This is a genomic window from Nostoc sp. XA010 (assembly GCF_020829625.1).
Taxonomy (GTDB): Bacteria; Cyanobacteriota; Cyanobacteriia; order Cyanobacteriales; family Nostocaceae; genus Nostoc.
Map to the genome: position 1 here is coordinate 101,614 of NZ_JAIVFX010000017.1, position 13,026 is coordinate 114,639.

At 40.4% G+C, this 13,026-nt stretch carries 10 protein-coding genes and 1 pseudogene; 5 read left to right on the forward strand and 6 right to left on the reverse strand.

The window, feature by feature from the left end:
• Nucleotides 1-489 precede the first annotated feature (489 nt).
• Nucleotides 490-1,977, forward strand: coding sequence for a galactose oxidase-like domain-containing protein (locus LC608_RS22815; protein ID WP_229555701.1), 1,488 nt, complete (start codon nucleotides 490-492; stop codon nucleotides 1,975-1,977).
• Between the two features lie 64 nt (nucleotides 1,978-2,041).
• Complete coding sequence (locus tag LC608_RS22820) at nucleotides 2,042-3,181, forward strand: hypothetical protein (protein ID WP_229555702.1); 1,140 nt, start codon at nucleotides 2,042-2,044, stop codon at nucleotides 3,179-3,181.
• 319 nt (nucleotides 3,182-3,500) lie between these two features.
• On the opposite strand, the gene rbsK is transcribed toward LC608_RS22820, so the two are convergent.
• Nucleotides 3,501-4,418, reverse strand: coding sequence for a ribokinase (gene rbsK, locus LC608_RS22825; RefSeq protein ID WP_229555704.1), 918 nt, complete (start codon nucleotides 4,416-4,418; stop codon nucleotides 3,501-3,503).
• A gap of 329 nt (nucleotides 4,419-4,747) precedes the next feature.
• A pseudogene (locus tag LC608_RS22830) lies at nucleotides 4,748-6,055 on the reverse strand (Nramp family divalent metal transporter).
• A gap of 268 nt (nucleotides 6,056-6,323) precedes the next feature.
• Here LC608_RS22830 and LC608_RS22835 point away from each other — a divergent pair.
• Both LC608_RS22835 and LC608_RS22840 read left to right on the forward strand, forming a co-directional pair.
• The gene (locus LC608_RS22835; RefSeq protein WP_229555706.1) at nucleotides 6,324-8,132 is read left to right on the forward strand and encodes an ABC transporter ATP-binding protein; all 1,809 of its coding nucleotides are present in this window, start codon (nucleotides 6,324-6,326) and stop codon (nucleotides 8,130-8,132) included.
• Between the two features lie 39 nt (nucleotides 8,133-8,171).
• The gene (locus LC608_RS22840) at nucleotides 8,172-8,600 is read left to right on the forward strand and encodes a hypothetical protein (RefSeq protein ID WP_229555707.1); all 429 of its coding nucleotides are present in this window, start codon (nucleotides 8,172-8,174) and stop codon (nucleotides 8,598-8,600) included.
• A 66-nt stretch (nucleotides 8,601-8,666) separates the two neighbouring features.
• Here LC608_RS22840 and LC608_RS37640 read toward each other — a convergent pair whose 3' ends face one another.
• The gene (locus LC608_RS37640; protein ID WP_374108432.1) at nucleotides 8,667-8,825 is read right to left on the reverse strand and encodes a hypothetical protein; all 159 of its coding nucleotides are present in this window, start codon (nucleotides 8,823-8,825) and stop codon (nucleotides 8,667-8,669) included.
• 45 nt (nucleotides 8,826-8,870) lie between these two features.
• Nucleotides 8,871-9,302, reverse strand: a complete 432-nt coding sequence (locus LC608_RS22845; protein ID WP_229555710.1) for a biotin carboxylase — start codon at nucleotides 9,300-9,302, stop codon at nucleotides 8,871-8,873.
• A gap of 135 nt (nucleotides 9,303-9,437) precedes the next feature.
• Between LC608_RS22845 and LC608_RS22850 the strand changes: the two genes are divergently transcribed.
• A complete protein-coding gene (locus LC608_RS22850) occupies nucleotides 9,438-10,073 on the forward strand; it encodes a hypothetical protein (protein ID WP_229555711.1) in 636 nt (211 codons plus the stop codon).
• A 211-nt stretch (nucleotides 10,074-10,284) separates the two neighbouring features.
• On the opposite strand, the gene LC608_RS22855 is transcribed toward LC608_RS22850, so the two are convergent.
• The gene (locus LC608_RS22855; protein ID WP_229555713.1) at nucleotides 10,285-11,487 is read right to left on the reverse strand and encodes an alpha/beta hydrolase; all 1,203 of its coding nucleotides are present in this window, start codon (nucleotides 11,485-11,487) and stop codon (nucleotides 10,285-10,287) included.
• Between the two features lie 179 nt (nucleotides 11,488-11,666).
• A complete protein-coding gene (locus tag LC608_RS22860) occupies nucleotides 11,667-12,998 on the reverse strand; it encodes a hypothetical protein (RefSeq protein ID WP_229555714.1) in 1,332 nt (443 codons plus the stop codon).
• Nucleotides 12,999-13,026: the final 28 nt, after the last annotated feature.

Sequence of the window (13,026 nt, forward strand, 5' to 3'; positions counted from 1 at the left end):
TGTATTATACTTGTAATTCAGATTTTAGATAATTATTTTTCTTTTAATACAAAATAAATTAAAAATATTTCAATTTGCATCCTCCAATAAACCAATCTCCTGTGGGGTAGGCATTCTGCGCGTCTTAGTTGGGCAAATTAAATATGCGACACCTGAGCGTGCAAAACTAGTTACAAATCAAAGGTCAAAAACACAAGTTTTTAGCCAGTAATGCTCAATGCCAAGCCCTGAAAGGTATCCACATCAAATTTCAAAGCGTGATTCATCCTTTCCGAAAAAACACAGTGCAAGGCTTAATTAGATACTCGATAACAGGCAAAATTGACAGCGTAATTACTAATAAAAAAACGGTATTTATCTAATCTTGTTATAAAAAACATCACATCTTAACATTAGAAAAGCTTACAAAGTATAAATATAATTTTAGAAATAAGCTACTCAAACAAAGAACAAAAAGATCAAACCTACGTAGGAAGAATTGTAAATAAAGTGACTCAATCTCATAACAACCCTAACCTTTTAGAAGAAACGGATTTAGGGACTTTCATCGCTCAGGCTAGTACCACAGACAAATGGCAAGTATTGCCGTATAGTGCTCCAATCCTGCCTATACATGCCGCTTTACTTCGTACTGGTAAAGTATTCTTTTTCTGCGGTTCAGGTAATGATCCCAGTCGGTTAAATACTCCCTATGACAGTGTGGTTTGGGATGTGGGCAAAGGAACCTTTACCCGTCAAAAGGCTCCATTAGATAGTAATAATCAGCCTATTGATATTTTTTGCGCCGGTCACTCCTTCCGTCCTGATGGTGGGTTATTAGTTGCGGGTGGAACTTTGCGCTATGACCCATTTTATGGTTCACCCTCTGCCCTGATATTTGATCCTATTGGCGAGAAATGGTTCAAGATACTACCAATGAATAATGGTCGCTGGTATCCTACTTTGTTAACACTAGGTAGCGGTCGGGTCTTTGCAATATCTGGGCCGGATAAAGATGGCAAGCTCAACAAACAACCAGAAATTTATTCATATTTCTTTCCAAATGGTTGGAACGCTTTTCCAACAACTAGTTCCTTCCCGGCATACGCAAATCTGTTTCTACTCAATAGTGGAAAGCTTTTTTATTCAGGTGCCCAAATGGGCGGTAACAATGGAGTAGCGCCAACTATACTAACCCTGCCAGAGACATTTACAGAATCCATTACCGAAAAAGTGGTGCCAGGGCTGCAAGACCCAGCCTTCGGAAATCAAGCTACCAGCGTGCTTTTACCACCTGCACAAGACCAAAAAGTGATGATTCTCGGTGGGGGTAGTGGTAACACGGCAACAAACAGGGTCAATATTGTAGATTTAAAAGCTACTAACCCAACTTATGTAGCAGCAAAGCCTCTAAACTATGCTCGGATGCATCACAGTGCAGTTTTGTTGCCCGATCGCACAGTGTTTGTCTGCAATGGTAGCAAAATGAATGAAGACACAAAACAATCAATGCTGCCAGCAGAAATCTACAATCCAGCTACAAATACCTGGACAGTAGTAGCTAAACAAAATGTCCCCCGTGTATATCACTCAGTCGCCTTGCTTTTACCAGATGGTAGGGTAGTCACAGCTGGGGGTAACCCTAACCGGACTATTAATGAACTGCGATTAGAAATCTACAGTCCTGCGTATATGTCGCGATCGCGCCCAATTATTCAAAGCGCTCCTGACGTATTGACTTACGGACAGCAATTTACAATTCAGACACCCCAGGCTGGAAATATCAAATGGGTTAGTTTGATTAAGCCAATGGCAACCACTCATTCCTACGATACAGAACAAAGGTTAGTGGATGTGCGGATTAATTCTAGAAACGCTACTTCTCTCAATGTCACGCTAGCAACCAATCGAAACATAGCAGTACCAGGCTGGTACATGCTTTTTATTAGTGACAACAATGGAACACCCTCAGTAGCAACCTGGACGCGAATATCATAACTTTACCCGTTTACGTTCAATACATTGCTACTTAATAAAAGTCATTAATTCTAGGAGTGGAAATATGAGCTTCAAGCTATCACGTCGGCAGTTTGGTCAGTTGGTACTTGGTGGAACTATAGTATCTGGGCTTAGTTATTTAAGCAACAAAACTTTAGCGCAAACACCAAGTTTCAAAATTGTAGGGATAGGTTCTGGCTCTATCATCAGCACAGACCAAACGGTTAGTCCAGAGGTAGATACCACTGAATTAAATAGCATTACCGCAAACGTTGTACCTACAAATATTAAGCCTGTAGGGCTAGGACTTGTTTTGGACTCCTTTATTTTGCAATCCTTAAATACAGGAAGGGTTCAACTTCTAAGTCCAGTAGTTACTCAAATACTTGCCGAGCGCGGTACAGCTTTAGTACAGTCTAATGAGACATTGAGTAGCTTCGCTGTTTTAAGCGATGGCACAATTGCCCAGCTCGGTACAGCTTTAGGAAAGGTCGATGATATATTGAGTAACCTCGGTTCTTTAACGAATGGCGTAGTTCTCAATGAGGCTCCCAATCAGGTTAGACCTTTAGTAGAGACTAATGAGACATTGAGTGGCTTTACTTCTTTAAGCGATGGCACACTTGTTGTAGCCGCTACTCCTGTTACCACTGGTAGGAAACAGGCAACACCTACTCGCATTACATTTTTGGGTACGCCTGTAAAAACTTTGATAATCTCAGGACTAAAACAGAATCAACAGCTTGGGAGTTTGCTAGGGACTAATGATGGGCGACTCATCGGTTTAGTAAATAAGAAGAACGGTACACCACCGATCGCATTGGTAGATATTGACCTTCAAACAGGAGAGATCACTACTATTAGTAAGGTTAAATTCCCAAGCGATGAGCGAGCCAGCAATCTAGCACAGTGCCCAGATGGAAAACTCTATACCTCTTTAGTGGGATTAAATGGTGATACAACTTTGGTGCAACTAGACTCAAATCAAAAAACACCGATCAGACTGGCACAATTGAAACTTAATGGTAAAGCATGGAATAATGGCTTACAAAGCTTGGTTTGCTCTGGAACAGGTCAACTTTTAGCATTTGGAGCGCAGAGGTATGAGACACCCAATGCTGTGTATAACATAAATAAAGAGAGTGGAAACATGACTCGGCTACAAGACTTTGACGCTGCCCAGATTACCCTTGCTCGTAGCTAGAAGGGATTGAGCCGATATCTATGGAAATCGTAAATTGTTTTGAAAAAATTTAAGTATTCTTGTAGGATGTGTTAACGAAGCGTAACGCACCAAAAGCCCGAAATAGTTTTATACTTTCTGCGCTAACACACCCTACGCGGATTTCAAAAATCAAATCGGAGTCCCATAGCAAAAGAATGCCGGGAGCATCCACTTTTGGCAGAAACATAATTGCTTGATGCCAAAAACCCTACTATATGCTTAGTCTAAAAAAGTCGCTCTACCAAAAGTGGATGCTTCCAAAATCCCAAGCCCTCAAGGTAAGATGGGGGCTTTTTATTTACCTTTCTTGAAGAAACGCATCAAACGTAAACCTATCCGGTAACGAAGTTTGTGCGCCTGGTTTTGTCGTCGCCAAAGCACCGGCTGCTGCACCCCAAACAACTGCTTGATGTAAAGAAAGTCCTTCAAAAAGCGCCGCCGTCAAGCCGCCATTAAAAGCATCGCCAGCAGCTACTGTGTCAACTGCATGAACTGGAAAAGCGGGTACAAAAAACTTTTCCTCAGCAGTGGCACAAAAAACACCTTTAGCACCCAGTTTAACGATCGCACATTTCACACCCCGTTCTAATAAAACTCCAGCTGCTTTGGCTGCAAGTTCTTCTCCATCCACAGCAAAACCCACTAACTGCCCTGCTTCAACTTCATTCGGTGTAATAATATCCACTAACGGGTAAAGTTCATCTGGCAAATCAGATTGTGCGGGTGCAGGATCGAGAATTACCGTTATTTTAGTGTTTCTTGCTGCTTTAGCTGCTGCAACCACAGCAGCAATCGGAATTTCTAATTGTAAAAGCAGTGCTGTCGCTTCTGGTAATAAATGGGACAATCGTTCTACATCTTCTTGATTCACACACCCATTTGCACCAGGAATTACAATAATTTGATTTTCACCAGCATGATTTACGGCAATGATCGCGACTCCAGAACTAACAGTCTCATCCACGAAAATATTGCCAATCTGCACACCAGATGCTTGTAAATTGTTAATAAGTTCCCCACCAAAATCGTCTGCACCTACACGCCCCACCATTTGGGTAGGAATTCCCAATTTTGCTAATGCTACCGCTTGATTAGCTCCTTTACCTCCTGAAACTTTAAAAAATTCTTCTCCTAATAACGTTTCTCCGGCGACTGGCAAACGGGGTGCTGTTGCTACCAAGTCTATATTTATGCTGCCGAAGACGATAATGCTCATTTTTGTTGATCTTTAGAGTCATTTAGGCTAATACTACAGCAAGCGATCGCAACCGTTGTTCCACCAATGGTAGAGATCAAACATTTGTGATTCCGTATAGCTGCGATTTAGTCAAACTCAATATCATCGAGACTTAAAAGCTTTATATGAAGCTACACAAGGAGAAAATTAGTGTCTGTTCTCAAAAAAAATTCTCGCTTACCATTTTCTAATAAAACCATTTAATTTGACGCGAATATTATTTGGCATGAAACTATCTACCGTTCAAACCAGCCATAAAGCCCAAAATTAAAGCTTTTAGACTTTTCACTTCCGCCCTCCGGTACTAATTATCCCAAGATACTTTGTAATAGCAACCAAATATTTAAGCCAACGATAATAATAGCAACTAACCAGGCTAAAGATTTCAACCACAAGGGATTTATAAATTCACCCATCAAACGGCGATTACTCGTAAACATTACCAATGGAATCACTGCAAAGGGTAGCTGTAAACTGAGGATAACTTGACTGAAAACTATGAGTTTGCTTGTGCTATTTTCACCAAAAATAATGATTGTAATTAACGCTGGAATAATGGCAAGTAAACGGGTTATCAAACGGCGTAACCAAGATGGAAAGCGAAATTGCAAAAAGCCTTCCATAACAATTTGTCCTGCTAGAGTTGCAGTCAGTGTTGAACTTTGTCCAGAAGCAAGTAAGGCAATACCAAAAATAGCACTAGCAGCACTCGCTCCTAACAAAGGTGAAAGTAATTTATAAGCATCTTGAATTTCTGCCACATTCTGATTACCAGAAAAATGAAACGTTGCAGCAGATACAATTAAAATTGCTGAGTTGATAAATAGTGCTAATGACAAAGCAAAAGTTGAATCAATTGTGCCAAACTTAATTGCTTCCCATCTTTTTTTAGTATTAGGTTGCCAATCACGAGTTTGCACAATTGAAGAGTGTAAATATAAATTGTGAGGCATCACTGTTGCACCTAAAATGCCGATAGCGATGTAGAGCATATCTGAATTCTGTAAAATCTCTTTCTTGGGCAGATATCCTAACAAAATCCCCCCCATATCAGGGCGGGAAAACAGAATTTCTGTTGTAAAACAGATGCCTACTGTTGCTACTAGCATTATTACTAGGGCTTCTGTATAGCGAAAGCCTTTATTTTGTAGGAATAGCAATACCAGAACGTCCAATGCTGTGATGCAAACACCCCATACTAAGGGAATACCAAATAAAAGTTGTAGTGCGATCGCACTTCCTAGTAGTTCTGCTAAGTCACAAGCTGCGATCGCAATTTCACACAGTACCCATAAACAAAAGCTTACCCTTCGGCTGAAATAATCCCGACAAGCCTGCGCCAAATCTCGTCCTGTAGCAACTTCTAAACGTACACATAATCATTGGAGTAATATCGCCATCAGATTCGACAGCAGGATCACTGTTAATAGAGCATACCCAAACTTTGACCCCCCAGCGATGTCTGTTGCCCAATTTCCAGGATCAATGTATCCTACAGAAACCAGATACCCTGGCCCTGTATAAGCCATCATCTTGCGCCAAAAGCTGCTGCTGTTAGGGATTCTAATACTGCGGTGAACCTCTGGTAAACTAGGTTTGTTTTCTGGTGGAGTCATTTACTTTGCCGTTAAATATCCTCATATTTTTTTCATAATCCTATAAAATAAACATCAACCTTTGGGCGAGTAGGATTAATACGCTTGGGAATATTTGGGGCATTGGTAAAGACCTTGAAGATAGATAAAATAGAAGCGGCAATAGAGCGATCGCACTAATAAATTACAGTAGATTCGCTGGTAATAGTAGAGCAATTCCTTCTAATTTGTTGGAAAGTCCTAATAGTGAAAGTAATTCTCGCTATATTAAAATAAACCGCAAAAACCTGTGGCTACTGTATTAAAATCTCACCGGGCATCAAGAAAGCGTAAACATTCAACGCATCCTCTCCAGCGCTTCCTTGAGTATGGACACCAGTATCGTAAACAAATTTGGCTAGCGACTACTTATTCTACCCTCAATAAATTTTTCGACTTAGCACCACCCGGCTTAATTGGCGTCGCGGTGGATGTGGTAGTCAAGCAGCAAGATTCCATAATTGCCCAGTTAGGGGTACGCGATGTCTTTCAACAATTTTTGATTATTTCCTTCCTCACCGTCATCATTTGGATACTAGAATCTGTTTTTGAGTACGCCTACGCTCGACTTTGGCGAAATTTGGCTCAAAATATTCAGCATGATTTGCGTTTGGATGCATACAAACATTTGCAAGAGTTGGAATTGGCTTATTTTGAAGAACGCAGCACTGGCGGTTTAATGTCTATCTTGAGTGATGATATTAACCAATTAGAGCGGTTTTTAGATAGTGGAGCGAATGATATTATCCAAGTTTCCGCAACTGTTCTAATTATTGGGGCTGCTTTCTTTATTTTGGCTCCAAGTGTAGCGTGGATGGCTTTGTCACCGATGCCATTTATCCTCTGGGGTTCCTTTGCTTATCAACGACTACTTGCACCTCGTTACGCTGATGTGCGCGAAAAGGTAGGTTTCCTGAATTCGCGTTTGTCAAACAATATTAGCGGAATTACTACTATTAAAAGTTTCACCGCCGAAGCTTATGAAGCCTCTCGTTTGGAATTAGATAGTGAAGCTTATCGCCGGAGTAACTCTAAAGCAATTACTCTTTCTGCTGCTTTTGTACCGTTAATTCGGATGCTGATTTTAGTCGGTTTTACAGCATTACTCTTATATGGCGGGATGGCAGCAGTTTCTGGAAAAATGTCTGTAGGTACTTACAGCGTATTAGTATTTTTAATCCAGCGATTGCTGTGGCCTTTAACAAGATTAGGCGAAACATTTGACCAATATCAACGGGCAATGGCTTCTACTAATCGAGTCATGAATTTGTTGGATACTCCTATCGCTATTCATACAGGTGATGTGGCGTTACCTGTGAATGAAGTGCGCGGTGAAGTCCAATTTAAAAATGTTTATTTTGCCTATAAAGACAGATTTCCAGTAATTAAAAATTTGTCTTTGGATATTCCGGCGGGAAAAACCATTGCAATTGTCGGTTCAACTGGTTCTGGTAAAAGCACTTTAGTCAAACTTTTGTTGCGGTTATACGAAGTGCAAACGGGAAGCATTACTCTCGATGGCATTGATTTGCAAAGTTTGAATTTACAAGATTTACGCCGTTGTATTGGTTTAGTGAGCCAAGATGTTTTTCTATTTCATGGCACTGTAGCAGAGAATATTGCTTATGGTAGCTTTGAGAATACAGAGCAAGAAATTATCACGGCGGCGAAGATAGCCGAGGCGCACGAATTTATTATTGATCTGCCCCAAGGTTATGAGACAATTGTGGGGGAAAGAGGACAAAAGTTATCTGGTGGACAAAGACAACGGATTGCGATCGCCCGTGCAGTCTTGAAGAATCCCCCCATTTTGATTTTAGATGAAGCGACCTCAGCAGTGGATAATGAGACAGAAGCAGCAATCCAGCGATCGCTCGAACGGATTACAGTAGATAGAACTACAATTGCGATCGCTCATCGTCTTTCCACTATCCGCAATGCCGATTGCATTTATGTCATGGAACATGGGAAATTAGTAGAGTCGGGAACCCATGAGCAATTGCTGGAGAAAGATGGAATTTATTCCGGCCTCTGGCGTGTACAGTCAGGTTTGAGATAACTTTCGCGCAAAGTTTTGTGTCTTCATTACGAATTATTTATGTTTTTTGGTAATAGTCAACCAGAATCAGGTGATACTAAGTGGCGTCGCCAGTTGGATAAGTTTGTCAAAGCAAATCAGCAAGAATTGGCGGCGCTGTTTTGGGGATTGTGGTTAGCAAATGGTGACAGTCAAGGTACTGTTGGTATTGATTTGCAACCAACGCCGCATTTTGTTTATTGTCCGAAAGAGCAGATAGAGAATTTAAATATTAGAGTTGAAAATCGGCTGCAAGAAATTTTAGGAATTGTCGAGAATCACAAGCCGGAAGTGGAGGTTGTGATGATTGGGATTGGGAAAGGGGAAATTAAATTAATTCAGTTTGCACCGGAACCACCACCACCAATTTGTTTTGAGGAAGTTGGGAAGGATGTGGATGGGTTATTGGATGTGCTGGAAGAGAGGATGAGGGAGGAGATTCTTTTTTAACGCAGAGGGACGCGGAGGGAAGCGCAGAGGAAGGCGGAGGAAGAGAAAGAATTCTGCGCTTATTGTTTAGTTCATGGCTTTGTGGAAATCTGGGTAAGTTAGATTTTGGGCACAATGCCAGATAATGTTAAATACGGCTTCGTAGCAATATGAATTGTTTTTGTAGAACTGTTTACTTAGATAGTCTTTTAAGCTTATGACTACTTGTTCAAACATTGGTAACATTAATACCAATGTACTGGCTTTAAAATCTCAAATCCAAAATTGGTATTACCTACGCACTTGGCCGCTAAATCCAGCTGCTTTAAACTGCTTCAGCTTCAACGGAGTAGGCTGATTCGCAGGTACAGAAATTCTCAATTCAAAATCGCTAATGCCTGGTGGCACTTCAGCAATAGAACCTAAGCGAGTGCGGTTTTGCATTACTGAGTCATTATTGGCATCATAGATGCGTCCAAAAATATCTGCGTCGTAGACTGTTTTATAAGTGCCATTTTCTGCTTTGCCAATGACAAGAAAACAATTAGCAGCCGCGCTACCACTACTGGTAACAGCCCCTTGTGCTAGTTCTGGTGGGCACTCTTTATAGGAAACATCAAATAATCTAATCTGTGTCAGTGCTACAGCAGGGGGAATGCTCACCCACGATAGAAAGGTGATGAGACAGGAAATAAAAACGACCGTGAGTGAGCGCAAGCGCATAAAAGACTCCGTGACTTAATCTAGCAATATGTAACTTATAATTTCAGCTTAACTGAATTTAACTACAAGGAATTGAAGACTTTAATTTAACCTTTGTAATAATTAGGGAAATAAACCCTTAATTGCTATTAACTTATGACTCCAGATGAGATTGAAGCATCTATGCTCGCAGCCTTTAATGATTGTGATGCAGCAAGCTGTCCTCTCACTGACACACAGAAAGAGATATTACTGCAAGTCGTGGAGCAAATTCAGGGAAATTCTACCTCTAGAGCATCAGCTATTGCTAATCCCTTAGACGAACTTACCTCAGAGGAGTTAGAAGCATTTTTACAATTTGTTAAGGATGAAGAACAACGCAACCGCACTTGGAAAGTGCAATTACTCAACGACTGGCTACTGCAAAATGACTCTGGAACAGTACAATTTATTCGGCAACGCTATGGTTTACAGTGGTTGAATCGTGTAGAGTCATATCATTTTGATAAGTATTCTTATTTTGAGGATGCACTAAAGCTAAGAGTAGGCGATCGCATTGAAGTTTCCAATGCACTATGGGAATGGGTGCAAGAAGATGGCCCTTGTAAGCGCGAATGGTTTCCCTGTATGGTGATCAAGGTCGAGGAAATTAGCAACGCTGATGATACCTCTACTAACTGTGTCGTCCGCTTCTTCAACGGCGCTGAGTATGAAATTCAAGGCATTTACGAATGGAATCGCTATAACTGGCGCTGGCCACAGAAGGAGTCAGAAGTTAGAATTGCTGAGTAAAACTTAATGAGCCTTTGAACTCCGTTAATGAGCCTTTGAACTCCATTAATGGCCTTTGAACTCCGTTAATGAGTCTTTAAGCTCTGATACCAATTCTGTATGAAGATGCACATAATCAGTCCCCCCTTTACAAGGGGGGACGGCGTAGCCGGGGGTAAATATATGCAGCTTCACAAAGAAACGGTATGAGTGTACTGTACTTTAATTAAAATTATTGCTTAAACAACGCCCAAGCCAAAAACCTCTCGGTATAATATAACGCTAATTGATTGCTCACACCGTTGAAGACGGCATCAAAAGCGTGTTCTGCCCAAGGAATCTCTAGAAAAACTGCAGTATTACCAGAATCATGTAAACGTTCATACATTTGTCTGCCAAATCGCGCTTCTACTAAATGATCGCGACTGCCGTAAATTAATAAAGTTGGCGGTAAAGGGTGCGTCAAATAATTTATTGGTGAAGCAATTTCATACTGATTAGGCAATTCTTCTAAAGAACCACCGAGAAATGCTTTTAAAACAGCGCGGGTGTTAATAGGATCGGGATTTGGTGGTGTTTTGTATCCCTCCGTTAAATTAACAGGCCCGTAATAGTTCACTACACCACGAATCGGTGGTGCATCTGGTTGATAAGCCGCTAACATTGCTAGGTGCGCTCCCGCAGAACGGCCTAAAAGTACCATCCGTTCTCGATCAGCTTCATATTCTGCTGCATGTTTGCGAATAAAATTTAGGGCTGTACGCACATCATCTAACTGAGCTGGAAAACGATGTTTAGGTGCATGTCGATAAGCGATCGCAAATACTGTATATCCCTGATGAGCGATATATTGATTAAACTCGGAGTTTGCATGAGGGTTGCCATATTGCCAAGCTCCACCATAAATTACTACCACTGCTGGATATTTCCCAACCTCTGAGGGTTGGTAAACTTCCATTTTTAAAGGCACTCCTCCAGGAGAAGCAAAGAGAATATCTTTTTGATGACGGGTTTTAGCTGGTGCAATACCCCCGAAAAAATTAACTAAATCAAAGGGATGCGTTTGCATCTTTGCCTTTACTTGGGCTGGAATTTGCTCTAGATAATTTGCTCCGAGTCCTTGTTTCATCGCTTTAGTCATCTGCATTTGAGTTGGTGGAATATTCACTAGCACCCATGCACAAATTAGCAATCCTATTAAACTAAAAATACAAGCTAAACGTTGTAATTTACGGCGACGTATGTAGAAAAAAGCAAGTGATAAAGAGAGCAAATTTAATAACAATAACCAAGGACTCACTTCTGGCGCTCCTACTGCTAGGTTGAGTAAAAACATATTTGGAGCCGGAAGAATAATCCAAGAACTAAGAAATAGGCTTGCAAAACTCAGTAAGAATGCAAGCCATGATAAAACTATTTTGGCTTTAAGAAACATATATGAATTGACCTAATGCATAAATAAATTCCTCATCATCACTCAAAGTGAATTGAGAAAAACTTATATAGATTCCCAAATCAAAGCACCCAGCTATCCACGTCTAATCGGTAAAATACGTACCCTAGATTGAGCTTGATCAACAGTGACCAACGTACCTGACTCCAGTAAGGACTTTGCTATACACCTTGCATAATTCGAGAAAGGTAGTCAACTATTATTTGGGCAGACAATTGACGACCAAGCTCATTCATGTGTACTGAATCACGTAGTAGCGAATCCACCTGCTTATTGTTTTGTATCAGATAATTTTCCCAAGCTGTCATCAAATCAATAATAGCAACTTGTCTATTATTTGCTACCTGCAACAAAGCATTGCGATGTACCAGCCCATCATTTTTTTTCTCATACCAGCTTCGCAAATGTGGGCTGAGTAGTAAAAAATCAGTTTTTTGAGAAAATTTCTTTGTAATGTCAATGATACGCAAAAGGGGAGAAGATAAGTATTTTGGATTATTACTGATAGCCATACATATAACTAAGTCTGGTTGATGGTTAATAATGCGCTGTTGTACTTGAGATTGTAATTTTAGCCAGCTTATACCACCCTTACCAGTGAATTGCATATTGATATGAGTTTTAGGAAATCTACGCTCTAATAATATATCTAAAAAGGAATTACTTAGGTCATTGGCAATGCTATCCCCCAGCAGCACTATATTAAGATTTCCACCATATTTCAGCTTTTTAATAGTATTAGGTAACAGTTGCTTTTCACGAGCCTCTAGCGGCTTATAATCTATGGTTCGTACTTTGCCATAAACAAGTTCTACCCATTTACCAACATCTTCACGAGTAACTGGTGTGATGCTAAGATTATCAATATCTAATGGTAATGACTGCTCCGTTAATGGTTTAAAGACAATAGAGCCTGTCACGCCAGGGAATTTTGTTTGAAAGTAAAATTCTTGTTTTGTCCATTCTTGTGCTGCATTAATTAATGAAGAGTGATCACCCCCAATCAATGCTCCATATTGGTTATAGAACAATATTGTCCAGTAATTTGGTTGAGGTGATTTGGCAAAAAAACTTACTTTATAATACTGGTTCGGTTTTACAAGGAATGGAGGGGATTCCCAGCCACCATCTACAGCTATATCCTGATGTTTAACTATAGACAGGTGATGTTTGCCAGAATATGATCCTGTATCAGACCAAATAAGATTTTTGCCATACTCGCCCGCTCCAACATTAGTCCAGCCTGCCGCAAACATTTCTGTTTCAAAATCAGTGGTGAAAATTGACTTAATTTCTGCCCAACCTGGTGTTACAATCAGCCAGTAGATTAGAAGAGCAAGCCCAAGAAACTTTATGGTTCCAGCAATACTGACTTTAGTTTTAGATACTATACTCATTTGATGAAGATATTTTTCATTCTTACTAAGACGATAATACTGCTTGAAAAAGCAAATGTTCTTTTGTCCATTAAAAAATAATTCGTCAGTTTTCAATAATTAGTATAGTATTAAGCTGCGTAAG

Coding starts and splice junctions, on each gene's coding strand:
- LC608_RS22820 (WP_229555702.1), top strand. CDS start 2,042: ATGAGCTTCAAGCTATCACGTCGGCAGTTTGGTCAGTTGGTACTTGGT.
- rbsK (WP_229555704.1), bottom strand. CDS start 4,418: ATGAGCATTATCGTCTTCGGCAGCATAAATATAGACTTGGTAGCAACA.
- LC608_RS22840 (WP_229555707.1), top strand. CDS start 8,172: ATGTTTTTTGGTAATAGTCAACCAGAATCAGGTGATACTAAGTGGCGT.
- LC608_RS37640 (WP_374108432.1), bottom strand. CDS start 8,825: ATGTTACCAATGTTTGAACAAGTAGTCATAAGCTTAAAAGACTATCTA.
- LC608_RS22845 (WP_229555710.1), bottom strand. CDS start 9,302: ATGCGCTTGCGCTCACTCACGGTCGTTTTTATTTCCTGTCTCATCACC.
- LC608_RS22850 (WP_229555711.1), top strand. CDS start 9,438: ATGACTCCAGATGAGATTGAAGCATCTATGCTCGCAGCCTTTAATGAT.
- LC608_RS22855 (WP_229555713.1), bottom strand. CDS start 11,487: ATGTTTCTTAAAGCCAAAATAGTTTTATCATGGCTTGCATTCTTACTG.